The organism is Mesorhizobium sp. C089B (assembly GCF_030323125.1).
GTDB lineage: Bacteria > Pseudomonadota > Alphaproteobacteria > Rhizobiales > Rhizobiaceae > Mesorhizobium.
In genome coordinates, this window is record NZ_CP100469.1 from 6,123,879 (window position 1) to 6,148,395 (window position 24,517).

27 protein-coding genes and 1 pseudogene are annotated in these 24,517 nt (G+C 62.1%); 21 read left to right on the forward strand and 7 right to left on the reverse strand.

All coding sequences use genetic code 11. The annotated features are described in order from the left end of the window. From NLY44_RS29885 to ccoN, 3 genes are read right to left on the reverse strand one after another with little or no spacing between them, the layout of a single operon-like run. Complete coding sequence (locus NLY44_RS29885; protein WP_023673929.1) at positions 1–150, reverse strand: CcoQ/FixQ family Cbb3-type cytochrome c oxidase assembly chaperone; 150 nt, start codon at positions 148–150, stop codon at positions 1–3. A 12-nt stretch (positions 151–162) separates the two neighbouring features. Beyond that, on the reverse strand, positions 163–894 hold the full coding sequence (ccoO, locus tag NLY44_RS29890) for a cytochrome-c oxidase, cbb3-type subunit II (protein WP_031215651.1): 732 nt from the start codon (positions 892–894) through the stop codon (positions 163–165). Between the two features lie 11 nt (positions 895–905). After that, positions 906–2,516: a cytochrome-c oxidase, cbb3-type subunit I gene (gene ccoN / locus NLY44_RS29895; protein ID WP_286456209.1), complete on the reverse strand. Its 1,611-nt coding sequence runs from the start codon at positions 2,514–2,516 to the stop codon at positions 906–908. 252 nt (positions 2,517–2,768) lie between these two features. Between ccoN and NLY44_RS29900 the strand changes: the two genes are divergently transcribed. Further along, the gene (locus NLY44_RS29900) at positions 2,769–3,182 is read left to right on the forward strand and encodes a hemerythrin domain-containing protein (protein WP_023686750.1); all 414 of its coding nucleotides are present in this window, start codon (positions 2,769–2,771) and stop codon (positions 3,180–3,182) included. Here the strand turns inward: NLY44_RS29900 and NLY44_RS29905 are convergent. Further along, entirely contained in the window at positions 3,179–3,907 is a 729-nt protein-coding gene (locus NLY44_RS29905) for a Crp/Fnr family transcriptional regulator (protein WP_023686751.1), read from the reverse strand. The genes NLY44_RS29900 and NLY44_RS29905 overlap by 4 nt on opposite strands. A gap of 156 nt (positions 3,908–4,063) precedes the next feature. On the opposite strand from NLY44_RS29905, the gene hemN reads away from it, so the two are divergent. After that, positions 4,064–5,413 carry an oxygen-independent coproporphyrinogen III oxidase gene (hemN, locus tag NLY44_RS29910; protein WP_023806442.1) on the forward strand — a complete coding sequence of 450 codons (1,350 nt, stop codon included), beginning with the start codon at positions 4,064–4,066 and terminating at the stop codon, positions 5,411–5,413. 13 nt (positions 5,414–5,426) lie between these two features. Here the strand turns inward: hemN and NLY44_RS29915 are convergent, their stop codons facing one another. From NLY44_RS29915 to NLY44_RS29925, 3 genes and pseudogenes are all read right to left on the reverse strand, one after another. After that, a complete protein-coding gene (locus NLY44_RS29915; protein WP_023670845.1) occupies positions 5,427–5,561 on the reverse strand; it encodes a hypothetical protein in 135 nt (44 codons plus the stop codon). A gap of 148 nt (positions 5,562–5,709) precedes the next feature. Then, positions 5,710–5,982 (reverse strand): hypothetical protein, encoded by a 273-nt coding sequence (locus NLY44_RS29920; RefSeq protein WP_023670846.1) that lies wholly within the window; start codon positions 5,980–5,982, stop codon positions 5,710–5,712. Positions 5,983–6,050: 68 nt separating this feature from the next. Then, positions 6,051–6,338 (reverse strand): annotated as a pseudogene (locus NLY44_RS29925) (aldehyde dehydrogenase family protein); the annotation flags it as partial. A 42-nt stretch (positions 6,339–6,380) separates the two neighbouring features. Between NLY44_RS29925 and NLY44_RS29930 the strand changes: the two are divergent. The 19 genes from NLY44_RS29930 to NLY44_RS30020 all read left to right on the forward strand — a co-directional run bounded on the left by NLY44_RS29930 (position 6,381) and on the right by NLY44_RS30020 (position 24,517). After that, on the forward strand, positions 6,381–6,722 hold the full coding sequence (locus NLY44_RS29930) for a flavin reductase family protein (protein WP_348524392.1): 342 nt from the start codon (positions 6,381–6,383) through the stop codon (positions 6,720–6,722). Positions 6,723–7,150: 428 nt separating this feature from the next. Next, positions 7,151–7,768 (forward strand): cupin domain-containing protein, encoded by a 618-nt coding sequence (locus NLY44_RS29935; protein ID WP_023672469.1) that lies wholly within the window; start codon positions 7,151–7,153, stop codon positions 7,766–7,768. 141 nt (positions 7,769–7,909) lie between these two features. Beyond that, positions 7,910–8,851 carry an ABC transporter substrate-binding protein gene (locus tag NLY44_RS29940; protein WP_023701800.1) on the forward strand — a complete coding sequence of 314 codons (942 nt, stop codon included), beginning with the start codon at positions 7,910–7,912 and terminating at the stop codon, positions 8,849–8,851. 95 nt (positions 8,852–8,946) lie between these two features. After that, positions 8,947–9,747: an ATP-binding cassette domain-containing protein gene (locus NLY44_RS29945; protein WP_023713118.1), complete on the forward strand. Its 801-nt coding sequence runs from the start codon at positions 8,947–8,949 to the stop codon at positions 9,745–9,747. Continuing rightward, positions 9,744–10,754 carry an ABC transporter permease gene (locus NLY44_RS29950; RefSeq protein WP_023686757.1) on the forward strand — a complete coding sequence of 337 codons (1,011 nt, stop codon included), beginning with the start codon at positions 9,744–9,746 and terminating at the stop codon, positions 10,752–10,754. Before NLY44_RS29945 ends, NLY44_RS29950 begins: the two co-directional genes overlap by 4 nt. 1 nt (position 10,755) lies before the next feature. After that, positions 10,756–11,844, forward strand: a complete 1,089-nt coding sequence (locus tag NLY44_RS29955) for a phosphotriesterase family protein (protein ID WP_023686758.1) — start codon at positions 10,756–10,758, stop codon at positions 11,842–11,844. A 32-nt stretch (positions 11,845–11,876) separates the two neighbouring features. Next, on the forward strand, positions 11,877–12,647 hold the full coding sequence (locus NLY44_RS29960) for a glutamine amidotransferase (RefSeq protein WP_023686759.1): 771 nt from the start codon (positions 11,877–11,879) through the stop codon (positions 12,645–12,647). A 2-nt stretch (positions 12,648–12,649) separates the two neighbouring features. Next, a complete protein-coding gene (locus NLY44_RS29965) occupies positions 12,650–13,561 on the forward strand; it encodes a ribokinase (protein WP_023713120.1) in 912 nt (303 codons plus the stop codon). Then, positions 13,558–14,406: a BtpA/SgcQ family protein gene (locus NLY44_RS29970; protein WP_023686761.1), complete on the forward strand. Its 849-nt coding sequence runs from the start codon at positions 13,558–13,560 to the stop codon at positions 14,404–14,406. Before NLY44_RS29965 ends, NLY44_RS29970 begins: the two co-directional genes overlap by 4 nt. After that, positions 14,403–15,641, forward strand: a complete 1,239-nt coding sequence (locus NLY44_RS29975; RefSeq protein WP_023686762.1) for a Zn-dependent hydrolase — start codon at positions 14,403–14,405, stop codon at positions 15,639–15,641. Before NLY44_RS29970 ends, NLY44_RS29975 begins: the two co-directional genes overlap by 4 nt. Positions 15,642–15,890: 249 nt before the next feature. Then, positions 15,891–16,133, forward strand: coding sequence for a hypothetical protein (locus NLY44_RS29980; RefSeq protein WP_023701792.1), 243 nt, complete (start codon positions 15,891–15,893; stop codon positions 16,131–16,133). A gap of 305 nt (positions 16,134–16,438) precedes the next feature. Then, positions 16,439–17,005, forward strand: a complete 567-nt coding sequence (msuE, locus tag NLY44_RS29985) for an FMN reductase (protein ID WP_023710165.1) — start codon at positions 16,439–16,441, stop codon at positions 17,003–17,005. 24 nt (positions 17,006–17,029) lie between these two features. Beyond that, the gene (sfnG, locus tag NLY44_RS29990; RefSeq protein ID WP_023686766.1) at positions 17,030–18,130 is read left to right on the forward strand and encodes a dimethylsulfone monooxygenase SfnG; all 1,101 of its coding nucleotides are present in this window, start codon (positions 17,030–17,032) and stop codon (positions 18,128–18,130) included. A 52-nt stretch (positions 18,131–18,182) separates the two neighbouring features. After that, positions 18,183–19,085, forward strand: coding sequence for an ABC transporter ATP-binding protein (locus NLY44_RS29995; RefSeq protein ID WP_050588940.1), 903 nt, complete (start codon positions 18,183–18,185; stop codon positions 19,083–19,085). After that, the gene (locus NLY44_RS30000; protein WP_023686768.1) at positions 19,085–19,981 is read left to right on the forward strand and encodes a branched-chain amino acid ABC transporter permease; all 897 of its coding nucleotides are present in this window, start codon (positions 19,085–19,087) and stop codon (positions 19,979–19,981) included. The genes NLY44_RS29995 and NLY44_RS30000 overlap by 1 nt, the downstream gene beginning before the upstream one ends. A gap of 3 nt (positions 19,982–19,984) precedes the next feature. Beyond that, positions 19,985–21,034, forward strand: coding sequence for a branched-chain amino acid ABC transporter permease (locus tag NLY44_RS30005; RefSeq protein WP_023686769.1), 1,050 nt, complete (start codon positions 19,985–19,987; stop codon positions 21,032–21,034). Positions 21,035–21,084: 50 nt separating this feature from the next. Beyond that, the gene (locus NLY44_RS30010; protein WP_023686770.1) at positions 21,085–22,416 is read left to right on the forward strand and encodes an ABC transporter substrate-binding protein; all 1,332 of its coding nucleotides are present in this window, start codon (positions 21,085–21,087) and stop codon (positions 22,414–22,416) included. 65 nt (positions 22,417–22,481) lie between these two features. Next, positions 22,482–23,273, forward strand: a complete 792-nt coding sequence (locus NLY44_RS30015) for an ABC transporter ATP-binding protein (protein ID WP_032905207.1) — start codon at positions 22,482–22,484, stop codon at positions 23,271–23,273. Further along, entirely contained in the window at positions 23,270–24,517 is a 1,248-nt protein-coding gene (locus NLY44_RS30020; RefSeq protein ID WP_023686772.1) for an SfnB family sulfur acquisition oxidoreductase, read from the forward strand. Before NLY44_RS30015 ends, NLY44_RS30020 begins: the two co-directional genes overlap by 4 nt.

Below are 24,517 nucleotides of genomic sequence, written 5' to 3' on the forward strand. Positions count from 1 at the left end.
TCACTCGTCCTCAAGGGGAATCCGGGCAGCTTCGTCGGCCAGCTTGCGGCTGCCGGGGCGCAGGGCAAAGATGATTGCGCCGACAAAAAACAGCGCCATGGCGACCAGACCCCAGCTGTCAGCGAACTCCCGCATCAAATTGTAATCCATGGACAAACCTCCTCAGCGGTAGCCGGCTGCTTCGTCGTAGTTCTTGAAATCGACCAACGTGCCGAGCATCTGGAGATAGGCGACCAGCGCGTCCATCTCGGTGACCTGTTGCGGGTTGCCGTCGAAGTCGCCGATCTTAGCCTTGGGGTAGCGGGCCTCGAGGCCGGATGTGTCGGCGTTGGGATCAGCCTGCGCCATCAAATCGGCATTGGCGTTAGCGATCATGTCGTCGGAGTAGGGGACGCCGACGCGCCTGTTGGCGACCAGATGCGTCGAGAAGTCCTTCACCGCGATCGGCTTGTCCTTCAGGAAGGCATAGCTCGGCATGATCGATTCCGGCACCACGGACCGTGGATCTGTCAGGTGATCCACGTGCCACAGGTTGGAATAGCGGTCGCCGACGCGGGCGAGATCAGGTCCGGTGCGCTTCGATCCCCACTGGAAGGGGTGGTCGTACATCGACTCGGCCGCCAGGCTGTAGTGGCCGTAGCGCTCGACCTCGTCGCGGAACGGGCGGATCATCTGGCTGTGGCAGAGGTAGCAGCCCTCGCGGACATAGATGTTTCGACCAGCAAGTTCGAGCGGCGAGTAAGGCCGCATGCCTTCCACCTTCTCGATCGTATTATCGAGATAGAAGAGCGGTGCGATCTCGACGATACCGCCCACGGTGACCACGAGAAGCGAACCGATGAGCAGAAGCGTGGCATTCTTCTCGATCAGCGCGTGTTTGTCCATCAAGCCCATTGTCTGGCTCCTTATTCGGCAGGCTGCAGGACGGGCAGGGCGCCCGGCATAGGTTCTTCTTCGCGCTGGTAGCCGAGGATGGTCATGGCGATGTTCCAGGCCATGAGCAGGGCGCCGGCCAGATACATGGCGCCGCCGATGGCACGCATGATGTAGTAAGGATGCATGGCTGCCACGGTTTCGGCGAAGGAGTAGACCAGGAAGCCCTGTTCGTCGTATTCGCGCCACATCAGGCCCTGCATGATGCCGGACACCCACATCACCGCGGCGTAGACGACGATGCCGAGCGTCGCCAGCCAGAAATGCCAGGTGACGAGCCTGAGCGAATAGAGGCGTTCACGGTTCCAGAGTCTCGGCACCATGAAGTAGATTGCGCCAAACGAGATCATGCCGACCCAGCCGAGTGCGCCGGAATGGACGTGGCCAATGGTCCAGTCGGTATAATGCGACAGCGAGTTGACCGTCTTGATCGACATCATCGGGCCTTCGAAGGTCGACATGCCGTAGAAGGCGATGGCTATCACCATCATGCGGATGATGGGATCGGTGCGCAGCTTGTCCCAGGCGCCCGACAGCGTCATCAGGCCGTTGATCATGCCGCCCCATGACGGCATCCACAGCATGATCGAGAACACCATGCCGAGCGTCTGCGCCCAATCGGGCAGGGCGGTGTAGTGCAGGTGATGGGGCCCGGCCCAGATGTAGAGGAAGATGATTGCCCAGAAATGGACGATCGACAGGCGGTAGGAATAGACCGGCCGGTTGGCCTGCTTGGGCACGAAATAATACATCATGCCGAGGAAGCCGGCTGTGAGGAAGAACCCGACGGCATTGTGGCCGTACCACCATTGCGTCAGGGCGTCCTGAACTCCGGAAAATGCAGAATAGCTCTTGGAGCCGAGAAAGGAGGCCGGCATCGATAGGTTGTTGATCACATGCAGCATCGCGATGGTCACGATGAAGGAAAGGTAGAACCAGTTGGCGACGTAGATGTGCGGTTCCTTGCGCTTCAGGATGGTGCCCAGAAACAGGATCAGGTAGGCGACCCAGACGATGGTCAGCCAGATGTCGACATACCATTCGGGTTCCGCATATTCGCGGCTCTCGGTGATGCCGAGCAGATAACCGGTCGCGGCCATGACGATGAAGAGCTGGTAGCCCCAGAACACGAACCAGGCGAGATCGCCACCGAACAGCCGGGCGCGGCATGTGCGTTGGACGACATAGAGAGACGTGCAAAGCAACGCGTTGCCGCCGAAGGCGAAGACGACGCCCGAGGTGTGCAGAGGCCGCAAGCGGCCGAAGTTGAACCAGGGCTGGATGTTGAGATCGGGATAGGCAAGCTGCAGCGCGATGACCACCCCGACCAGCATGCCAACCACACCCCAGAACATGGTGGCGATGGCGCCGTAGCGGATTGGACCATCCATGTAGGCGGACGGGTCGATCGGAGCGGCAGCTTCGAAACTCGTGTTGCGGAGGAGGATGGCGACAAAACCGAGCAGCACAAGAAACAGCACCCACATATGCTGCCGGAAGGGCTCGTCCACTCCGAAACCGGCGGCCACCAGGGCGGCAAAGGTAAAAAGGGCCAAAGCGAAGACTTGCGTGCCGAACTTCATGACCTGTCCCCGACTTCGGATTCCTGTGCGCGGACGTCAATCCGCCTGACACCAATCCAGCAGTCACGCGGCTGGCGCCTTGATCCATGTCAAAGCCATTTGATTTTGGATTGGGCAGCGTTGGATTTGCAAAGGATCGGGAGGCTGTCATTGAACAGGGAGAGGGAGCTGCGATCGTCGCTGTTCGAAACGAGCCGCGACAGATCGATGCCGATAGTTCGATCTGGCAGAGAAGCAGTCCCGGTTGCGCTCATGAAACGTGCGCATCTGGAAAAGCTGCAGCTCTGCGATGCCTTGGAAAAAATAGCCGACACCCTGCCCAGGGTCGATAGCCTGGCATGCCTGGCTGCGGCAAACGCGATCGTTCCGCTGTTGCGCAACATTCATCAATATGAGGAGACGGTGATCTTTCCGGCCTACGAGGCTGTTTTGACCGGCAGGGATGCCAACCTTGCTTCAACTCGTCGACTGCGCGCCGAACACGTGGAGGATGAATGCTTTGCCGGCGAAGTGACTGAAAATCTGTTAGCGATCGGCCATGGCGAGAGTGTTGAGAATGCCGAGGCTGTCGGCTTCATGCTGCGCGGCTTCTTCGAAAGTTTGCGCCGGCATATCGCCTTCGAACGCGAGCACGTCTTGCCGATGATCGGGGTCGATGGCGGTTAGGCGCCGGAGCGGCGTTCCAGCCGGCCCATGTTGTCCACCGTCACGCGCCGATTATTGTCGATCCGGATCACGCTGTCTGTTCGCAGCCTGGTCAGTTGGCGGCTGACCGTCTCGATCGTCAAGCCGAGAAAATCGGCGATAGCGGCGCGGGTCAAAGGCAGGTCGAAGGTCGTCGACTGCGCCGCCGGGTCCAGCGTGGGATCGATGTTCCTGGCGATCATCAGGAGAAAGCTCGCCACCTTTTCCGAAGCACTCTTGCGCCCGAGCGTCACCATCCAGTCGCGGGCTTCGTCGAGTTCGTTGAGCGCTTGTTTGAGCAGACGATGCTCGATTTCCGGAGATTCCTTCATCATCCGCTCGATGGCGGCCTTTGGAAACGAACACACGGAAACCGCGGTTGCGGCTTCAGCGTTGATCGCGCTTTCCACCTTGAAGGGCCTGCCCAGAAAATCGGGGGCGAACTGGAGGCCGACAATCTGCTGGCGTCCGTCCGAAAGGCTCTTGGTCAGCTTCACAACGCCGGAAAGCACGTTCGAATAGCTGTCGACGGTCTCGGCGTCGCCAATCAGTTCTGTGCCCGGTTCAACGGTATGCCTCGATGAGGTTTTGGCCAGGCTTACCAATTGGTCGGGATCGAGCGCACCGCAAACGCCGCGGTGCCGTGCCTCGCAAGACTGGCAAAGCACTGGAATGCTGGAACTGTGAACGTCTTGGCGCACGGTCATCTTCATCGTCCGAGAGATTCCATCTGTCCAGAAGGTAGCATTGGCGCACAAAAGAACCTTGCGGCAGTTTGTCCGCGGGCGGCCTTGACCGAAATCAAGGCCGCTCGCGCCCAATGTGATCAGTGTCGCGCCATGCAAAGGGGATCGGATAGCGACATGCGGCCAGAATTAGTTGCCAGGCTCGGTGAGAACGTTCCACGCTACACCAGCTATCCGACCGCGCCGCATTTCCATCCAGGCGTTGATGCTGCCGTTTGTGGTGGCTGGCTGCAAGCGCTCAACGAGGGCGACGAAATCTCGCTCTATCTGCACATCCCATACTGCGACAAGCTTTGCTGGTTTTGTGCCTGCCATACCAAGCAGACACGCCATTACGAACCGGTGACGATCTATCTCCGCTCACTGCATGCCGAGATCGCTACCGTCGCCGGTCTTGTTGCAGGCAAAGGTCGTGTGCGTGCCGTCCATTTCGGCGGTGGTTCGCCGACGATGCTCAAGCCCGAAGATATGGTGGCGCTGGGAACCGCCCTGCGCAAGGGCTTCGGCTTTCTTCCCAGCGCCACGATCAGCGTTGAAATCGAACCCAACGATATCGACGATGCCCGCCTCGATGCGCTTGCAGAAATCGGCATGACCCGTGCGAGCCTCGGCGTCCAGGATTTCGATCCGAAGGTGCAGAAGGCGATCAACCGCGAGCAGAGCTTCCTGCAGACCAAGACTGTCGTCGACGGCGTTCGTTCGCGCGGCGTCGAATCGGTCAATCTGGACCTGCTTTACGGTCTGCCGCACCAGACCAGGGAAAGCGTCGCTTCCACGGTTACGCAGGCACTGACCCTGGAACCGGATCGGATCGCACTGTTTGGCTATGCGCATGTACCGTGGTTCAAGAAACATCAGACGATGATCGACGAGGCCTGGTTGCCGGGTCCCGCGGAGCGATTTGCCCAGTCGCAACTGGCAGCACGGGCGATCGTGAACCAGGGATACGAGGCAATCGGGCTCGACCATTTCGCCAAACCGGGCGACGCGTTGGCGCTTGCGGCCAGCGCCGGGACTTTGCACCGGAACTTTCAGGGCTATACCGAGGATCGCTGCGAAACCTTGATCGGCCTTGGCCCATCGTCCGTCAGCCAATTTCGGCAAGGCTATGCACAGAACATGCCTTCGACCGCTGAATATGGGCGCATGGTCGCGGACGGCGGGCTGGCCGCGGTCCGCGGTATCGCGCTTTCCGATGACGACCGGGTTCGCGGCTGGATCATAGAGCGCCTGATGTGCGATTTCTGCTTCTCGGCGCTCGATCTGGTGGAGCGCTTTGGCGAAGCCGGCCAAAGACTTCTCGTCAAGGCGAGTTCCACAGCCCTCCGCGATCCTGCGCGATTGCTTGAGCTTGATGGCGACAGTTTCGTCGTGCCGGCGGAAAGTCGGCCCTTTGTCAGAAGCATCGCGGCAAAGTTCGACAAATATTTCGAAACCGGCAAAGCCAGGCATTCGGCGGCGGTCTGAGCATTGGCTCCTGTCAGAAATGTTCGCCGGCCTTGAACGGGCCGATGCGGGTACCTGCCGCGATCAGATAGGCGGTCGACCAGCCGATCAGCAAGAACCCGTTTACGCCCTCCAGCGCCGCCAGGACACGCCACGCATGGGCGGGCACGATGTCGCCGTAGTGGACGGTCGAAAAGGTAATGGTCGAAAAATAGAGCCCAGTTCGAAATCAGCGAAGATATCAAGCAACCGGTAGAGGCCAGCCCAGAGCCAGACATCCGCGGTCATAACGGCAAAGAGCCCCATCACCACGCTGATTATGGCGGCGATACGGCTGCCGCGTCCGTGCATGCGAAACCGCGCGACCAGGTGTCCCGTCGCGTGCGTGACGCGATCAGACCAAACGTGCGGATCAAAACCGTCAGACTTATGACGAGTGCGATGAGGAGATTGAGGATCATCGTTGGAAGGTAGAGATTGCAGCGGCGCCTTCCTTGCTCGGACTGATGGAACAGCACCGGACCGTGCTCGGCAACGATCTGCGCGATCAGTTCAAGGGCTGCCGGTGCCGCCGCGACCTTAGCCTGCATTGTGTTTTCCGATTTCCAGCCTGTGGCGCGGCCCCTCGCGGAGCCGCGCCTGTAAGTCAAAGCCGCGATCAGAAGAAGCCCAGCTTCTTCGGGCTGTAGCTGACCAGCATGTTCTTGGTCTGCTGGTAGTGGTCGAGCATCATCTTGTGCGTCTCACGGCCGATGCCGGACTGCTTGTAGCCGCCGAAGGCCGCATGCGCGGGGTAGGCGTGGTAGCAGTTGGTCCAGACGCGGCCAGCCTGGATCGCGCGGCCGAACCGGTAGGCGCGGTTGCTGTCGCGTGTCCAGACACCGGCGCCGAGGCCGTACAGCGTGTCGTTGGCGATTGCCAGCGCTTCGGCGTCATCCTTGAAGGTCCAATTACCACCGCCCATTCCTTGTCGGTCGAACCGGAGGTGATGGTCGTCAGCATCAACCTGAGCTCCTCGACATGGGCAGCCATCAACCGGCATCGGCACTTCTGCGTGAATGTGCTGCGCGCAGATCAGATCGCGATTGCCGACCGTTTTGCTGGTCGAGGCGGCCTCAAGGGGCAGGCTCGCTACGAGGGTGCACGCTGGTCCACCCTTGCAAGCGGCGCATTGGCGCTCGAAGGTGCGCTTGCCGAGGTCGATTGCACCGTCGAGGATACCATAGTTCGCCACAGCCATGCGCTGATCCTCGGCAGCGTCCGGCATGTGGTGAGCGGAGAGCCCAGTCCGGCACCGATCTATCATCACGGCGCCTATGGATTTCCGTGAGCGGGTTGGTACGTGTCGTTTTCTGACACCCATGAAATCCTTGGTCTCATTCAAGGCGGCGAAGGAACGAAATACGAATTCTCCATAGCCCTTCGCCGAGACGCGCCGCACACACCCAAGATGCGAAAACGCGACCGAGATGGCGCGGGAGCACTATGTGCGATTGTTTGGATGTGAGCCAATACGGGCTTTGCGCGTTGTTGTTGAACTTGCGAAAGCCCTTTCCAGCCAAGAGGCTTGAGAGGAATAATTCTTCCGGGCAGTTACTCGCAAATGCGCCGAAGGCGTCGTAGCGTTTGGTCGGGGATGATGGTTTTGAAAAGCCCAGCCGAGTCGATTGGATGCATCGTCCGTTTTTCACAGGATGGACAACGCCTGGGATCAGTTTTACGAGTCAGCCCAACCAGCGGAGATGTTCGCGTCCCCAAATGAACAAGATGGACACCCAAAACAGCAAGGGCGGCGACGAGCGCTCGACCGCCACCAGCCTTCTGCGGCTCGGCATACGGTTGAAACTCTCCCGGCAGACGCGTGGGCTGACCTTGAAGGCGCTAGCTGCCGCCGCGAACTGCTCTGAAAGCCTGCTTTCCAAGGTCGAGAACGGCAAGGTCTCGCCCTCGCTTCCCATGCTGCACCGGCTTGTCGAGGTGCTTGGCACCAACATTGGCTGGATGTTCGAGGAATCCGATGGTGAGGAAGGCATCGTCTTTCGGGCTGGATCGCGGCCGTTGATCGCGCTCGATCCGCTTCGGCGCGGCGAAGGCATTTCGCTCGAGCGCGTCATTCCGTATTCGCCCGGCCATCTCCTGCAGTGCAACATCCATCACATCGAGGCGGGAGGTGAGAGCGCCGGCCCGATCCAGCACGCTGGCGAGGAAGTCGGCTACCTCCTGGAAGGTGCGATCGAATTGATGGTCGGCGAAAAGACGTTTCGCCTGTCGGCCGGCGATTCCTTCGTCTTCAATTCCGAACTGCCGCACTGGTACCGCAATGTCGGCGACGAACGCGCCAGCATTTTCTGGGTCAACACGCCGGCGACATTCTGATCGGGCGAGCCCCTCATTTCTCTTCGTTGATGCCAATTCAAGTCACTTGACAAGAAATCAAGCATCTTGAAATATGCTCTGCGCTCAAGCGCCAGTTGAGCCCGATCAAGGGCCTTTTCGAGAAAACCAAGGGGAACCGGAATGCGTCTTACCAAGATCCTTTCAGGCTGCGCCGCAGCCATCGCCATGACCCTCGCCCTCGGCTCTGCTTCCGCCATGGCCGAGACCTATGCGCTGGTGACCATCAACCAGCAGGCCCTGTTCTTCAACCAGATCAATGACGGCGCAACGGCTGCCGCAAAGGCTGCCGGCGTCGACCTCGTCATCTTCAACGCCAACAATGTACCGAGCGCGCAGAACGACGCCATCGAGAACTACATCACCCAGAAGGTCGACGGCATCATTCTCGTCGCCATCGATGTCAACGGCGTGAAGCCGGCCATCACCGCGGCCAAAGCCGCCGGCATTCCGGTCATTGCTATTGACGCGCAGATCCCAAATGGCGACAACGTCGCCTTCGTCGGCGTTGACAACACCAAGGCAGGCGAGGATATCGGCAAGTTCTACGCCGAATACGTGAAGACTAAGCTGAGCGGCACCGCCAAGATCGGCGTCGTTGGCGCGCTCAATTCGTTTATCCAGAACCAGCGCCTCGACGGCTTCAAGAAGGCTGTCACCGACAGCGGCCAGAAGGTCACCTTCCTCGACACGGTCGACGGCCAGAACGTCCAGGACGTCGCCCTGTCCGCCTCCGAAAACCTGATGACCGCCAATCCTGACATGACGACGCTTTACGCGACCGGCGAGCCGGCTCTGCTCGGCGCGGTTTCCGCCGTCTCCAGCCAGGCCCGTACGGGCGACGTCAAGGTGTTCGGCTGGGACCTGACCAAGTCGGCGGTGCAGGGTCTCGAAGAGGGCTGGGTGGTCGCTGTCGTCCAGCAGGATCCGGCCGGTGAAGGCAAGGCTGCCATCGAAGCTTTCGTCAAGCTCAAGAAGGGCGAGAAGATCGACCCGATCATCAACGTTCCGATCACCATCGTGACCAAGGAAAATGTCGGCCAGTTCAAGGACATGTTCAAGTAGTATCCTCCCCGGACCGCTGGGCTGCGCATTGACCCGAGGGTTGCCTGCGCAGCCCGGCGACCGATTGAACATGTCGCGCCCAGAGAATTGGAACCATGATGAGCGATGGCGAGACCTACCGCGTCAGGATGACCGGTATTTCCAAACGGTACGGCCCTATCCAGACGCTGGACGATGTCTCGCTGAACCTGAAGCCTGGCGAAGTGCTCGGCCTGGTCGGCGACAATGGCGCCGGCAAATCCACCTTGAGCAAGGTCCTGTCCGGTGCGGTAATTCCTGATGCCGGCACCATCGAGATCGATGGCAAGGCGGTGTCTTTCTCGTCGCCGGCCGATGCCCGCGCCGCACGGGTGGAGATGGTCTACCAGGACCTTTCGCTCTGCGACACGGTGGATGTGGCGGGCAATCTCTTCCTCGGCCGCGAACCGCGTCGCCGCGTTCTCGGCGTCCCCTTTCTCGACAACAAGCGCATGCATGGCGAGACGCGCCAGATGCTCGACCGGCTCGGCATCGTCATTGCCGATACCAAGCTCAAGGTCGAAAACCTCTCCGGCGGCCAGCGCCAGTCGATCGCCATCGGCCGCGCCGCTTCTTTCGACCCCTCGGTGCTGATCATGGACGAGCCGACGGCCGCCCTTGCGGTGGCGGAAGTCGAGGCGGTTCTGGAACTCATCCGCGCCGTCAGCGCCCGTGGTGTCAGCGTCATCCTCATCACCCATCGCCTGCAGGACCTGTTCCTGGTCTGCGATCGTATCCAGGTCATGTACGAAGGCCGCAATGTCGCCGAGCGCAAGATCGGCGAGACCAGCATCGAGGAGGTCGTCAACCTGATCGTCGGCCGCAAATTCACCGCGCGCTCGGCCCGCGCAAGCCGCGATGAGGGGGTCCAACCATGAACGTTACCTCCGCCGGTGTTGGCGCCTCGCCCAAACGCGCTCACAACAGCACGTGGAAGGATGTGGCGTTAGCCAATGGCAGCGTCGTCTCGATTGCGCTGTTCTTCATCGTCGTCTGCGTGGTCTTCTCGCTGATCACCGGTTCCTTCCTGACGACGCCCAATCTGCTCAACATCGCGCGCCAGTCGGCGCCGCTGCTGATCGTTGCGGCCGCGATGACCTTCGTCATCACCACCGGCGGCATCGACCTCTCGGTCGGCTCCGTGCTGGCGCTGACGGCAACGCTGTCGGCGGTTTTCCTGCAGGCCGACCTGCCATGGCCGCTGGTCGTCATCGCCATGCTGGCGCTTGGTGCTGCGATCGGCGCCTTGCACGGCTTCTTCATCGCCTACGAGCGGATACCGCCCTTCATCGTTACCCTTGCCGGGCTCTCCGTCATCCGCGGCGTGGCGTTGCTGATCACCGGCGGCTATTCGATCCCGGTCGAACCGACCAGCTTCTTCGTCAACATCGGCAGGGCCTGGTTTCTCGGCGTGCCGGTACCGGCGCTGCTCGCCCTTGTCGTGCTGATCATTGCCTATCTCGCCTTCAACCAGACGCCGTTCGGCCGCTATGTCACCGGCATCGGCGCCAATACAGAGGCCGTGCGCCGAGCCGGTGTCGATACGCGCTTCATGACGCTCTTCGTCTACATCCTGTCGGGCATGGCGGCGGCGGTGGCCGGCATCATCCTCGCAGCCCGGCTCGGTTCCGGCTCGTCGAATGCCGGCCAGGGTTTCGAGCTCGATGTCATCGCCGCCGTGGTGCTTGGCGGCACCAGTCTGTTCGGCGGGCGCGGTACGATCATCGGCACTGTGCTCGGCGGGTTGACCGTCGCGGTCATCGGCAACGGCTTGATCCTTGCGCATATGTCGCCCTTCCTGACGCCGATCGTTACCGGCACAATCATCCTCGTTGCCATCTGGCTGAATTTCCGGCTGTTCAAGGGCGTAACGCGGAGCCGCTGACATGGATCATCTGTTCGACGACAAGCCAAGGGAACGGGCACCGATCGGTGTTCGCTCCGGCACGGTGATGACCGTTACTGGCCCGGTTGCGATCGCCGATATGGGCGTGACGCTGATGCATGAACACATACTGCTCGATGGCGCGACGTCGTGGAAATGCCCTTGCCATCCCGACGAGAAGAAGATCGCCGAGCAGCCGGTCAGCATGGAGATCATCGGCGAGTTGCGGATGAACCCCTACATGAACCACGACAACGTCTCGCTCGACGACAGCGACCTAGCCCTTTCGGAGTTGGCGAAATACCGGGCGCTCGGCGGCCATACCGTGGTGGATGCGACCAACATTGGCATTGGCCGCGATCCGGTGAAGCTGGCGCGCATCGCCCGCGCCTCTGGACTGCGGATCGTCATGGGGACGGGCTTCTACCTGCAGCACACCCATCCCGTCTGGCTGAAAGCGATGGACATTGACGACGTCACCGAATTCCTCGTCAATGATGTAGGCGGCGGGTCGGCGCAGCCCGAAATCATTGCCGGCATTATCGGTGAGGTTGGCGTCAGCAAGGATTTTACCGACGAGGAGCGCAAGTCGCTGCGGGCCTCCGCCCGTGCGGCCAAGATGACCGGCGTGCCGCTGACGATTCATCTGCCCGGCTGGGAGCGGCTGGCGCATGATGTGCTTGACGTGGTCGAGGCAGAAGGCGCCGATCTCCGGCATACGGTGCTTTGCCACATGAACCCCAGCCACAACGATCTTGCCTACCAGCAAAGCCTCGCCGCGCGTGGCGCCTTCCTGGAATACGACATGATCGGCATGGATTTCTACTATGCCGACCAGGATGCGCAGTCGCCGTCCGACGAGCAGAATGCGCGGGCGATCCGCTCGCTGATCGATATGGGACTGCTCGACAGGATTCTGCTGTCGCAGGACGTCTTTCTCAAGATCATGCTGACCCGCTTCGGCGGTTTCGGCTACGGCTTCATCCTCAAGCATTTCGTGCCGAGACTGAAACGCCATGGTGTCGAGCAGTCGGCAATCGACACGATGCTCATCGACAATCCAAAGACTGTGTTCGCCGAGGGCCTCTGAGCCGCGGCTCCAAAACAAGATAGGGAGACTACATGTCCAGGAAGAAGGTTCTTCTCGCAGGCGAGTCCTGGGTCTCGACCGCGACCCACATCAAAGGCTTCGATCAGTTTCCCACCGTGACATATCACACCGGTGCCGATGAGTTGCTGGCCGCGCTGAAGGACAGCCTGTTCGACGTCACCTTCATGCCGGCGCATGAGGCACAGCGGAACTTCCCGCAGACCATGGAAGCGCTTTCGGCCTATGACGCGGTCGTGCTCTCCGATCTTGGGGCCAACACGCTGCTGCTTCACCCCGATACCTGGATCCACTCCAAACCGACGCCGAACCGGCTGCGCCTGTTGCGCGACTATGTCGGCAATGGCGGCGGCCTGTTGATGTTCGGCGGCTATTACAGCTTTCAGGGCATCAATGGCGGCGCGCGCTATCACAAGACGCCGGTTGAGGACGTTTTGCCGGTCATCTGCCTGCCGGTGGACGACCGTGTCGAGGTTCCAGAAGGCTATGCGCCGGTCGTCGTTGGCCCGCAGACCCATCCGATCCTCAAGGGCCTCGGCAAGGATTGGCCAATCCTGCTTGGCTTCAACGAGGTCACGGTCAAGGACGGCGCGGAAGTTCTCGCCACCGTCTCTTCCGACTACCGTTCGCTGCCGCTGCTGGTGACCGGCAAATATGGCCAGGGCCGCACCGTCGCCTGGACGTCGGATGTCGGCCCGCACTGGCTGCCGCCGGGCTTCATCGCCTGGAATGGCTACAAGACGTTGTTCGAACAGATGCTAGGCTGGGCAACGGCCAGGGATTAGCCATGCGCGTCCATGTCGTCGGCAATGTTTGCGTCGATACAACCTTTCGGTTGGACCGGTTTCCGGCGGCAGGCGAGACGCTGAACGCATCGGAACATGCTGAAGGACTTGGCGGCAAGGGTGCGAACCAGGCGGTGGCCGCGGCGCGCACCGGAGCCGATGTTCGCTTCCGTGCCGCGATCGGCAACGATCCCGCCGGAGCCTGGATCGCAGAGCAGTTGAGCCGCGATCTCGATGCCAGCCATCTGGCGGTGCTGCCACTGCCCAGCGATCGGTCAACGATCATGGTCGATGCGCGGGGCGAGAACCTGATCGTCACCGGAGCCAGTTGCGCCGCCGCGTACAATCCTATGGCCGACAGCGGTTTTACCCGAGCGATCGAACGCGGCGATATCGTGGTATTTCAGGGCAATCTGGCTCCGGATATGACGGCCACTTGCCTGAAGGTGGCGCGCGGCGCGGGAGCGATGACGATCTTCAATCCGAGCCCGCTTGCGGCCGACCACACACCGGGCTTGAGCGACGTCAGCGTCGTCATCGCCAACGCGGGCGAAGCGGCGCAACTGACCGGGGCTGGCGACCCTGCCATGGCGGCCCGCGACTTGATCCGTCAGGGCGCCGGCGCTGCCATCGTGACGCTTGGCGCACTCGGCTGCCTTGTCGCCGATGGCGAAGGACGGATCGACCGGATCGCGGCGCCCAGGGTGGCCGTGCTAGACACCAGCGGCGCGGGCGACGTCTTTTGCGGTTGCCTCGCTGGTTGCCTTGCGGCCGGCATGGAGCTCCCCGCGGCAGCGCGGATTGCGGTCCGCGCCGCAGCCATCTCGGTCGGGCGCGCCGGCACCCTCGGTTCCTGCCCCGACAGACGGGAAATGAAAGTGCTTATGGAAACGACGGAAGCGAAAACCGCATGACAAATTCCCCTAACTCCAAACCCATTGGCCAGGTCGCGGATGATGTGCTGCAGTCGATCTTCGGCAGGAGCAAGGTGGTGATCGGCGTTGTTCACCTTGCACCCTTGCCGGGTGCGCCGCGCTACGATGGCGAGGCGGTCGAGGCCATATATCAACGCGGCCTCGACGATGCGAAAGCCTATCTGCATGGCGGTTGCGACGGCGTGATCGTCGAAAACCACGGCGACGTGCCTTTTGCTAAGCCGGATGACATTGGGCCGGAGACTTCAGCCTATATGTCCGTCGTCTCCGACCGCATCCGCCGCGAACTCGGCCGGCCGATCGGCATCAATGTGCTTGCCAATGCCTCCATTCCCGCGCTGTCGATCGCCAGTGCCTCCGGTGCAGCCTTCGTGCGCGTCAACCAATGGGCCAACGCCTATGTCGCCAATGAGGGCCTTATCGAAGGCGAAGCGGCGCGCGCCATGCGTTTCCGCGCTAAACTTCGGGCCAACGGCATCCGCATCTTCGCCGACGCGCATGTCAAGCATGGCGCCCATGCGATCGTCGGCGACCGGCCGATCGAGGAGCAGGTCAAGGACCTCGTGTTCTTCGATGCCGACGCGGTGATCGCCACCGGCCAGCGCACTGGCCACGCCGCCGACCTCAGCTACATCAGGATGATCAAGGACGCCGCCGGACTGCCGACGCTTGTCGGCAGCGGGGTGACACCCGACAACGCCAACGATATCTTGGACATCGTCGACGGCGTCATTGTCGCCAGCTCGCTGAAACATGATGGAGTGTGGTGGAATCAGGTCGATCCGCAACGGGTAAAGGCCTTCATCCGCGGCCTCAAGCGGTGACTTCAGTGCCGGAGATCGACGGCGAGCGGCTGCTGGGCCGGCTCGATGCCTTCGCCCGGATCGGCGCGACGCCAGCCGGTGGCGTAAACCGACAGGCGTTCAGCATCGAGGATCGCGGCGCCCGGCGCCTGTTGGCGGAATTGGCGCTCGCGCGCGGCTTCGCGGTTTTCCAGGACGCCATGGCAAACCTTTTCATCCGCCGCGAGGGCACGGATGCCACCCTGCCGCCGCTGCTGATCGGCAGCCACCTCGACAGCCAGCCGACCGGCGGGCGCTTCGATGGAGCGCTGGGCACGCTTTCCGCCTTCGAGGCGCTCGAAGCGCTGGAGGACGCGAGGGCCGAGACTCGGATGCCGATCGAGGTCGTCGCCTGGGCCAATGAAGAGGGCAGCCGGTTTACGCCGGGTGTCATGGGCTCCATGGCCTTCACCGGAGCCGACATTTGCGCATGGCGGTCCATAGTCGGTAGCGACGGTGCGTCCCTCGCAGAGGAGCTCGGGGCAACGATCTCCGCCTTGCCAGAGGCAACCCTTCGCCCCCTCGGCATGCCGATATCCGGCTACATCGAGCTGCATATCGAACAGGGACCATCGCTGGAAAAGGAGCGGTTGCCGATCGGTATCGTCACAGCCGTGCAAGGTACGCGCTGGCTGGAGGTCTGCTTTGAGGGCGCCGCCGGTCACGCCGGTACAACCGGCCTCGCCTACCGTAGGGATCCGATGGTCGCGGCTGTTGCCGCGATTCACAGGCTCCAGACGACGATCATGCCGTTCGACAGCAGGGCAAGGCTGACGGTGGGCCGGGTGACCGCCCAGCCGGGATCGATCAACGCCATACCGCAGTCTGTGGTCTTCGCCGTCGATATCAGGCATCCGCGGGTAGAGCGGCTCGATGCCATCGAAGCAGAACTGCGCCAGGTGTGCGCGGCGGAGGCAGAAGCTCAGCATTGCACGGTAACGATCAGTCGGTCGTTCGACATGCCGGGGGCGGCATTCTCTCCCGATATGGTCAAAACCGTCGAGGAGGCCGCCAATAGCCTAAAGCTGCCGCACAAACAGATGATCTCGGGTGCATTCCATGACGCGCTGTTCCTCGCCCGGGTGGCGCCTGCCGTGATGATCTTTGTGCCGTGCCGTGACGGGCTGAGCCACAACGAGGCGGAATATGTGGAGCCTGCCCACGCGGTTACCGGCGCGCGGGTTCTGCTTCAAGCGGCCACCGTCGCCGCCTCTTAGGCAGCGACGGTGGCACAGGCGTGCTGGCGTGAAGAGGCAACCCGTGGGACTTCCTGGTGCCCGTCCGTCATTTCGTGACGTCGGCGGGCTGCAACGGGTGGTCAAGGCCGCCGAGCTGCGGCGGATTGATCGCGGACCGTACGATCGGCCCACATTCAACACCTGACCCAGCAGAAAAGCCCACCAGATCCCTGGGCCGTCATTGACGCCGTGGGTGATAGGCGGTGACGATCTCGTCGACTTACCGAGATGGACGATCTGCTGGGCTATCGCCTCGGCCACCGGCAGGAAATCCCCACGCCCGCCATAGAGCTTGCCCGTGTCGATCGCGAGCAACTGGCGCCGTCCAGCCGTCCAGCGCTGCTGGACGTTGTCGCACTCGAGGCGTCCACAAGGATGCGTGTGTCCCAACTGTCGCTGCGGCTAATCCTAAAGCCAATGTCGCGCACCATGGAAAGAGACAATCCCGATTGGGCACCCAGAAACTGGTGATGTCGCCGGCAAGGGAATCCACTTCGTAGTATTGCGCGACGGCGACGCCAGGCATCATGGCAACGAACCTTATTGCCCAAAGGCATCGGCGCTTTCAAAAATGTCGATAGATGACTGCGAGCCGTTTTGATCCTTCCCGGCCATCGCCAGATGGACGTTGCTACCGCACATTAGCAGAACCGGATTTTTCTCGCCAAAGGCGAAAAATCGAAACGTCGTTCCTTATCTCTATAGATTTTGTCGAATATCGTCTGCCCCGGTTTGGAAATGACCGATGCGCATGCAGGGTCTGGGAGATTGATGAGTTGGCAAGGCTATCGGTTCTCGGAATATCCGGCGGCGTAAGCACGCCATCACGCACAACCGCGGTGGTGAACGCGCTGGTCAAGGACGTGGCGCTGCGCGTCCCGGCAGACACGGGCCTGATCGAAATCACCGAGGCGGCGCCTTCGCTTTTTGTCGGACTGTCCCGTGGCGCCCTCGGCGCGTCCGGCGAAGCGATTATCCAGCGTGTCGAGAAGGCCGATCTGCTCGTGGTCGGAACGCCTGTCTATCGGGCTTCCTACACCGGCGCCCTCAAGCACCTGTTCGACCTCGTCGACTATCGCGCGCTCGCCGGCAGGACCGTGCTTCTCGCGGCGACAGGCGGAAGTCCATACCATGGCCTGGTTCTCGAACATCAGTTGCGGCCATTATTCGGCTTTTTCGGCGCCGTCACCGTACCGACCGGCGTCTATGGCGCGCCCGACGATTTCATCGGCGCCGAAATCGTCGGCGAGGCGATACGCGAACGCATTTCACGGGCCGCATCCGAAGCGGTTTCACTGCTCAATTCCAATCGTGCAACGGCCGCCGCAGCGCGCGTCGGCTGAGCCAACCAAAAAGGGAACAACGACATGACGTCTCATTCCGACGGCCTGAAATTCGCCTACTGGGTTCCGAACGTCTCCGGCGGCCTGGTCATCTCCAACATCGAGCAGCGGACCGGTTGGGACATCGACTACAACCGCAAGCTCGCCCAGATCGCAGAGGCCAACGGCTTCGACTACGCACTGAGCCAGATCCGCTTCACCGCCGGCTACGGCGCCGACAACCAGCATGAATCCGTGTCGTTCAGCCACGCACTGCTGGCCGCGACCACGACGCTGAAAGTGATTGCGGCCGTCTTGCCCGGTCCATGGAACCCGGCGCTGGCCGCCAAGCAGATCGCCACCATCAACCACCTGACCAATGGCCGCGTGGCCGTCAACGTCGTCAGCGGCTGGTTCCGCGGCGAGTTCGCCGCCATCGGCGAACTTTGGCTCGACCATGACGAGCGTTATCGCCGTTCGGAGGAATTTATCCGCGCGTTGCGTGGCATCTGGACCGAGGACAATTTCACGCTGAAGGGCGATTTCTATCGCTTCACCAACTACTCGATGAAGCCTAAGCCGATCGATCCGCAGCCCGAGATCTTCCAGGGCGGCTCGTCGCGCGCCGCGCGTGACATGGCTTCGCGGGTGTCCGACTGGTATTTCACCAACGGCAACACGCCCGAGGAGATCAGGAAGCAGGTCGACGACATCCAGGCCAAGGCGAAGGCCAATGGCCACAGGGTGAAGATCGGCGTCAACGCCTTTGCCATTGCTCGCGAAACCGAGGCAGAAGCGCGCGCGGTGCTGGACGAGATCGTCGCCAAGGCCAATCCCGAAGCGGTGCAGGGCTTCGCCGATCAGGTCAAGAACGCCGGCAAGGCCTCGCCGGAAGGCGAGGGCAACTGGGCGAAATCGTCCCTTGAGGATCTGGTGCAATACAATGACGGCTTCCGCAGCAATCTGATTGGCACGCCGGAACAGATCGCCGAACGCATCCTCAAGCTGAAGGACGCCGGCGCCGACCTGATCCTGCTCGGCTTCCTGCATTTCCAGGAAGAGGTCGAGTTCTTCGGCAAGCGCATCATCCCGCTGGTGCGCGAATTGGAAGCGGCGCGCGACAGGGAGCTTGTCGCCGCCGAATAGGTCAGGGCGCGGCCTTCGGACCGCGCACTCCTTCAAAAATCAGGAACGTGTCATGATTGGTGCTTCGCTGGGAGCAGCCGCATACGAGCGTGCGCCCGAAATTTCCGGCATTCCTGCTGTCGCTGCTTCCGTCGAGGAGGCGCGCCCGGCGCGCTTGTCGGCAAAGTTCGATGCAATCCTGGCCCTGAGCAGGGTAGGCATTTCCTTTGGCGGTGTCACGGCGCTGAGCGATGTCGACCTCGAGGTCAAGAGCGGCGAAATCCGCGCCGTGATCGGCCCCAACGGCGCAGGCAAATCCTCGCTGATCAACATCATCAGCGGCCTCTATCACGCCGACCACGGCAAGATCGCGATCGCCGGCCAGTCATTCTCCCGTGTGCCGGCGAGCCGTCTGGCACGTCTGGGCGTCGCGCGCACCTTCCAGAACCTGGCGCTCTTTCCCGGGCTTTCGGTGCGCGACAACATCGCGTCCGGCCGCGTCCACACCAGGCGCGCCAGCTTCGTCGAACATATTGCGGGTCTGCCACGCGCCCGGCGCGAAGATGCGGGCATAGCCGAAAAGGTCAACCAGACAATCGCCTTCCTGCATCTGGAAACGGTCGCCGATCAGCTGGTCGCGACGCTGCCCTACGGCTTGCAGAAGCGGGTCGAACTGGCGCGAGCGCTGGTTGCCGAGCCGAAGATCCTGCTGCTCGACGAACCGATGGCCGGCATGACGGCGACCGAGAAAGCCGAGATGGCCGCGTTCGTGCGCGCCGCGCGCGACCGGCATGGCGTCACCATCATCCTGATCGAGCACGACATCGGGGTCGTCATGGGCCTGTCCGACCGCGTCGCCGTGCTCGATTACGGCCGCAAGATCGCCGACGGCACGCCGGCCGAAGTGCGCGCCGATCCGGACGTGATCCGGGCCTATCTCGGCGCCGCCGAGGGCGAGGATGGCGAGGGCATCTGATGAGCTACTATGATTTTCTCTTCGTTGTCGAAGTGCTGGTCGGCGGCCTGTTGTCGGGAGTCATGTATTCGCTCGTCGCCATCGGCTTCGTGCTGATCTACAAGACGTCGGGTGTGCTGAACTTCGCGCAAGGGTCGATGGTGCTGTTTGCGGCACTCACCTTTGTCAGCCTGGTCGAACGCGGCATCCCGTTTGCGCTTGCGCTGCTGATCACCTTTGCGGTCATGGTCGCGCTCGGTTTCACCATCGAGCGAACCGTGCTCAGGCCGCTGGTCAACCGCTCGCCGATGACGCTGTTCATGGCCACGCTTGGCCTGTCCTACATCATCGAGGGTGCAGCCCAGCTGATCTGGGGAACGCAGGTGCACGGGCTCGATCTCGGCATCGACGACACGCCTTTCGAGGTCGGCGGCATCCTCATCTCGTCCTTCGATCTGCTCGCGGCCGGCATTGCCGCGGCGATGGTGGCCGGCTTGAGCGCATTCTTCTACTGGACGCGGATCGGGCTGGCTTTTCGCGCCGTCGCCGACGATCAGTTCGCGGCACTTGCCGTCGGGCTGCGGCTGCCGCGGATCTGGGGAACGGTGTGGACGGCTGCAGGCTTCGTGGCGCTGGTCGCGGGACTGCTGTGGGGCGCACGCCTCGGCGTCCAGTTCTCGCTATCGCTGATCGTGTTGAAGGCGCTGCCGGTGCTGGTGCTTGGCGGCTTCGATTCCATCCTTGGCGCCATCGTCGGCGGCCTCATCATCGGCGCCAGCGAAAAGCTCGCTGAGGTCTATCTCGGACCCTTCGTCGGCGGCGGCATCGAAGGCTGGTTCGCCTATGCGCTGGCGCTGGTTGTCCTACTGGTGCGCCCCTCCGGCCTGTTTGGCCAGAAAATCGTCGAAAGGGTCTGACCGATGGCCGTGCAAGCGCTCGATGCCGCAAGGGCTCCAATCGACTGGCTGAGGTTCGCCCGGAAATTAGCTTTGCCGGCCGTGGCGATCGTCGTCGTCTACGGCCTGGTCCCGGCCTTTGCGTCGAGCTATCTGGTCGAGGCGATCCTGCTGCCGTTCCTTGCGCTCAGCCTGGCGGCAGTCGGCCTCAACCTCTTGACCGGCTATTGCGGCCAGCTTTCGCTTGGCTCCTCCGCTTTCATGGCGGTAGGCGCCTTCGCCGCATACAATTTCAACCTGCGAGTCGAAGGACTGCCGCTGGCTGCGACCATGATCCTGGCCGGGATTTCGGCCGCCGGCATCGGCGTCATCTTCGGGTTGCCGAGCCTGCGCCTGCGGGGCTTCTATCTCGCCGTCTCGACGCTCGCCGCTCAGTTCTTCGTGCAGTGGGCGCTGACCAAGTTCGGCTGGTTCTCCAACGACAATCCGTCCGGGGTGATTTCCGCGCCGCACCTTGCCGTCGCCGGGTTTTCGCTCGACGGTGCCGCCGGACGCTATTTACTTTCCGTCACCACCGTCATCGTGCTGACGGCGCTGGTTTGGCGGCTGGTCAACAGCGCGACCGGCCGCAACTTCATTGCCGTGCGCGACAATGAAACCGCCGCGCGCGTCATTGGCGTGCCGGTGCTGCGGACCAAGCTGCTGGCCTTCGCCATCTCATCCTTCATCATCGGCGTCGCCGGCGTGCTGTGGGCCTTCACCTATCTGCGCACGGTCGAGCCGGCCGGCTTCAATCTCGACCGCTCGTTTCAGATCCTGTTCATCATCATCATCGGCGGGCTGGCTTCGATACGCGGTGCGTTTCTGGGCGCCGCATTCATCGTCGTCTTCCCGCTCGTTCTGTCTCGGCTCGGCGCCTTCGTGTTCGGCGGCCTGTTCGATTCTGGTGTGCTCGATATGAGCCAGCGCATCGTGCTTGGCGCCCTCATCATCATATTCCTCATCGCGGAACCGAACGGGCTGTCGGCCCTCGTCGACCGCCTGAAACGACGGATCGGCTCAAGGTCCAGCTGAGCGCCGCTCGACATTCTCTCACGGACCCAAAACCTCAGGAGACGCAACTCATGACCTTCTTCAGTCACCTCAAGAAAGCGGCGATCGCCACCGCTTTCGTGCTCGGCGCGACAGCCGTCCATGCCGACGAACAATATTTCCCGCTGCAGAGCTACCGCGTCGGCCCCTATGCCGCGGGCGGCACCGGCTTCTTCGGCGGCTTCATCGACTATCTCAACCTGATCAACATCCGCGACGGCGGCGTCAATGGCGTCAAGCTGACCTGGAGCGAGGGCGAAACCCAGTATGAGGTCGAGAAGGGCGTCGAGGTCTACGAACGGTTGAAGAGCAATCCCGGCATCGCCGCCTGGAACCCGCTCTCGGTCGGCATCGCCTACGCCATGATCGACCGCATCACCGACGACAAGGTGCCGCTTATCACCATCAATCACGGCCGCACCGACACCACCGACGGCCGGGTATTCCCTTACGTCTTCCCGCTGCTGCTCAACCCCTACAGCGAAACATCGGGCATCGTGAACTACATCGCCTCCAAGGAAGGCGGCCTCGACAAGCTCAAGGGCAAGAAGATCGTCGTGCTCTATCACGGCTCGCCCTACGGCAAGGAGACGATCCCGATATATGAGCTGCTGTCGCAGAAATACGGTTTCGAACTGTCGCAGATCGAGGTCCCGCACCCCGGCAACGAGCAGCAGGCACAGTGGCTGACGATCCGTCGCGATCGTCCCGACTATGTCGTGCTGCGCGGCTGGGGCGTGATGAACCCGGTTGCGCTGAAGACCGCGCAGAAGACCGGCTTCCCGGCCGATCACATCGTCGGCAATGTCTGGTCCAACTCTGAAGAGGACGTCATCCCCGCCGGCGACGCCGCCACGGGCTACACCGCCATCACCACCCAGGCGTCTGGCGCCGACTACCCGGTCGTCAAGGAGATCGTCAAGACGGTCTACGACGCCGGCAAGGGCAATCTCGAGGACAAGAGCCGCATCGGCTCGGTCTACCACAATCTCGGCATCGTCAACGGCATCCTCAATGTCGAAGCCATCCGCATCGCGCAGGCCAAATTCGGCAATCGCACGCTGACCGGCGATGAGGTCCGCTGGGGCTTCGAACACCTCAAGCTCGACCCGGCGCGCGTCGAGGCGCTCGGTGCCAAGGACCTGTTCCACTCGATCAACGTCTCCTGGGACAATCACGAAGGTGATGGCTACGTGACCTTCCAGCAGTGGGACGGCAAGAAGTGGAACGTCGTGTCCGACTGGATCGCGCCGGACTGGAAGCTGCTGCGCCCGATCATCGAGAAGTCGTCCGAGGCCTATGCCAAGGAAAAGGGCCTCAAGATCCGCACGGCCGAAGACGCCGATGCGGTGGTCAGCAACTGAGTTTGAAGAGCTCACGGCCGGCCCGCGGGCCGGCCGTGCCATCCATCTTCGCAGCGGAGTTATCGATGTCCAGCCCGGAAAATCCGATCCTGTCGGTCAGCCGCGTCGAGGCCGTCTACAATGGCGCCATCGCCGCTTTGCATGGCGTTGACCTCTCGGTCGGCAAGGGCGAGATCGTTGCGCTGCTCGGCTCAAATGGCGCCGGCAAGACGACGTTGTTGCGAGCCGCATCCAATCTTCTGCCGGCAGAGCGCGGCGCCGTTACCGCCGGCCGGATCATTTTCGATGGCGAGGATGTTTCAAGGGCAAGCCCCTCGCACCTTGTCCGCAAGGGCCTGGTCCAGGTTCTCGAGGGCCGGCACTGTTTCCGCTCGCTGACGGTCGAGGAGAACCTTCTGACCGGGGCGCTCGGGCGTTCATCCTCGCGCGTTGGCGTGAAGGCCGACCTTGAGCGTGTCTACGCGCTGTTTCCGAGGCTTCTCGAGAAACGGCGCACGCGGTCCGGCCTCACCTCCGGCGGCGAGCAGCAGATGACGGCGATCGGTCGCGGACTGATGTCGCGGCCGAAACTCTTCGTGCTCGACGAGCCCTCGATGGGGCTCGCGCCGCTGATCGTCGACGAGATCTTCAGCGCCTTGAAGCGGCTCAATCGGGACGAAGATCTTTCGATCCTTGTCGCCGAGCAGAATTCGGCGGTGGCGCTGAAATATGCTGATCGTGCCACCGTGCTCGAAAACGGAAAAAGCGTGCTGGAAGGGTCGGCTGCCGACCTGCGCCAGCGCGACGACATCAAGACCTATTATCTCGGCGGCGCGCCGCTCCCATTGCAACACTTTCCCCAGGAGACAGCAGCATGACCATCCAATCCAAGCAGCCGTCCGACGCGCGCGTCGCCGTGCCTCCGGTCGAGCGCCCCTCGGCCAAGGCGCATATCATCAAGACCGATGCCGAGGCGATCGCCATCGCCGAAAAACTTGCCATTGAATTCACCAGGGAAGCCTCGAAGCGGGATCGCGAGCGCATCTGGCCGAAGGAAGAGCTGGATGCATTTTCGCAGAGCGGCTTGTGGTCGATCAATGTGCCGAAGGCCTATGGCGGGCCGGAGGTTTCCTATGTGACGCTGTCGAAGGTGATCACCATCATCTCGGCGGCTGATCCCTCGCTTGGCCAGATTCCGCAAAACCATCTCGGCGTGGTCGCCGCCATCCGCACGGTTTCGGACGAGGCGCAGAAAAAGCTGCTCTTCGCCGAGGCACTGTCCGGCACGCGCTTTGGCAACGCGTTTTCCGAGTTCGGCTCCAAGCGTGCCGCCGACTTCGAGACCAAGTTCGTCGATGCCGGTGACCATGTCGTGGTCAACGGCCAGAAATTCTATTCAAGCGGCGCCCTGCTCGCCCATCTGGTGCCGATTGTGGCGCTCGATGACGAGGGGCGCGCCTGGTATGCCATCGCCGATCGCGGCGCGCCCGGACTGACCGTCATCGATGACTGGTCGAGCTTCGGCCAGAAGACGACGCTCTCCGGCACGGTCCTGCTCGACAATGTGAAGGTGGCGAAGACGCATCTCGTCCCCGGCTACAAGGGGTACGACAAACCGACAGCCGACGGACCCATCTTCCAGATCATCCAGGCGGCGGTCGATCTCGGCATCGCCAAGGCGGCGATCGACGAGACGGTCAGCTTCGTGCGCACCAGGTCGCGCGCGTGGATCGACAGCGGCGTCGATAATGCCTGGCAGGATCCCTATACGATCCAGGCGATCGGCGACCTTCGCCTGCGCGCCAATGCGGCCGAGGCTATTCTGGAAAAGGCCGGCCTTGCGGTCGACCGCGCCGTGGCCGATCCTAACGAGAAGACGGTCGCGGAGGCGCAGATCACGGTCGCCGAATCCAAGATCCTCACCACCGAGATCGCCATCACCGCCACCAACAAACTGTTCGAACTCGCCGGCACGCGATCCACGCTGGCCGAGCACAATCTCGACCGCCACTGGCGCAATGCGCGCACCCACACCCTGCACGATCCCGTCCGCTGGAAATACGCGATCCTCGGCAACTATTACCTGAACGAGGTCAACCCGCCCCTCCACGCCTGGAGCTGA

What these genes read in the sequence shown, in the direction of transcription:
- NLY44_RS29885 (WP_023673929.1), bottom strand. Translation starts at nt 150, where the DNA reads ATGGATTACAATTTGATGCGGGAGTTCGCTGACAGCTGGGGTCTGGTC.
- ccoO (WP_031215651.1), bottom strand. Translation starts at nt 894, where the DNA reads ATGGGCTTGATGGACAAACACGCGCTGATCGAGAAGAATGCCACGCTT.
- ccoN (WP_286456209.1), bottom strand. Translation starts at nt 2,516, where the DNA reads ATGAAGTTCGGCACGCAAGTCTTCGCTTTGGCCCTTTTTACCTTTGCC.
- NLY44_RS29900 (WP_023686750.1), top strand. Translation starts at nt 2,769, where the DNA reads ATGAAACGTGCGCATCTGGAAAAGCTGCAGCTCTGCGATGCCTTGGAA.
- NLY44_RS29905 (WP_023686751.1), bottom strand. Translation starts at nt 3,907, where the DNA reads ATGACCGTGCGCCAAGACGTTCACAGTTCCAGCATTCCAGTGCTTTGC.
- hemN (WP_023806442.1), top strand. Translation starts at nt 4,064, where the DNA reads ATGCGGCCAGAATTAGTTGCCAGGCTCGGTGAGAACGTTCCACGCTAC.
- NLY44_RS29920 (WP_023670846.1), bottom strand. Translation starts at nt 5,982, where the DNA reads ATGCAGGCTAAGGTCGCGGCGGCACCGGCAGCCCTTGAACTGATCGCG.
- NLY44_RS29930 (WP_348524392.1), top strand. Translation starts at nt 6,381, where the DNA reads ATGGTCGTCAGCATCAACCTGAGCTCCTCGACATGGGCAGCCATCAAC.
- NLY44_RS29935 (WP_023672469.1), top strand. Translation starts at nt 7,151, where the DNA reads ATGAACAAGATGGACACCCAAAACAGCAAGGGCGGCGACGAGCGCTCG.
- NLY44_RS29940 (WP_023701800.1), top strand. Translation starts at nt 7,910, where the DNA reads ATGCGTCTTACCAAGATCCTTTCAGGCTGCGCCGCAGCCATCGCCATG.
- NLY44_RS29945 (WP_023713118.1), top strand. Translation starts at nt 8,947, where the DNA reads ATGATGAGCGATGGCGAGACCTACCGCGTCAGGATGACCGGTATTTCC.
- NLY44_RS29950 (WP_023686757.1), top strand. Translation starts at nt 9,744, where the DNA reads ATGAACGTTACCTCCGCCGGTGTTGGCGCCTCGCCCAAACGCGCTCAC.
- NLY44_RS29955 (WP_023686758.1), top strand. Translation starts at nt 10,756, where the DNA reads ATGGATCATCTGTTCGACGACAAGCCAAGGGAACGGGCACCGATCGGT.
- NLY44_RS29960 (WP_023686759.1), top strand. Translation starts at nt 11,877, where the DNA reads ATGTCCAGGAAGAAGGTTCTTCTCGCAGGCGAGTCCTGGGTCTCGACC.
- NLY44_RS29965 (WP_023713120.1), top strand. Translation starts at nt 12,650, where the DNA reads ATGCGCGTCCATGTCGTCGGCAATGTTTGCGTCGATACAACCTTTCGG.
- NLY44_RS29970 (WP_023686761.1), top strand. Translation starts at nt 13,558, where the DNA reads ATGACAAATTCCCCTAACTCCAAACCCATTGGCCAGGTCGCGGATGAT.
- NLY44_RS29980 (WP_023701792.1), top strand. Translation starts at nt 15,891, where the DNA reads ATGGACGATCTGCTGGGCTATCGCCTCGGCCACCGGCAGGAAATCCCC.
- sfnG (WP_023686766.1), top strand. Translation starts at nt 17,030, where the DNA reads ATGACGTCTCATTCCGACGGCCTGAAATTCGCCTACTGGGTTCCGAAC.
- NLY44_RS29995 (WP_050588940.1), top strand. Translation starts at nt 18,183, where the DNA reads ATGATTGGTGCTTCGCTGGGAGCAGCCGCATACGAGCGTGCGCCCGAA.
- NLY44_RS30000 (WP_023686768.1), top strand. Translation starts at nt 19,085, where the DNA reads ATGAGCTACTATGATTTTCTCTTCGTTGTCGAAGTGCTGGTCGGCGGC.
- NLY44_RS30005 (WP_023686769.1), top strand. Translation starts at nt 19,985, where the DNA reads ATGGCCGTGCAAGCGCTCGATGCCGCAAGGGCTCCAATCGACTGGCTG.
- NLY44_RS30010 (WP_023686770.1), top strand. Translation starts at nt 21,085, where the DNA reads ATGACCTTCTTCAGTCACCTCAAGAAAGCGGCGATCGCCACCGCTTTC.
- NLY44_RS30015 (WP_032905207.1), top strand. Translation starts at nt 22,482, where the DNA reads ATGTCCAGCCCGGAAAATCCGATCCTGTCGGTCAGCCGCGTCGAGGCC.
- NLY44_RS30020 (WP_023686772.1), top strand. Translation starts at nt 23,270, where the DNA reads ATGACCATCCAATCCAAGCAGCCGTCCGACGCGCGCGTCGCCGTGCCT.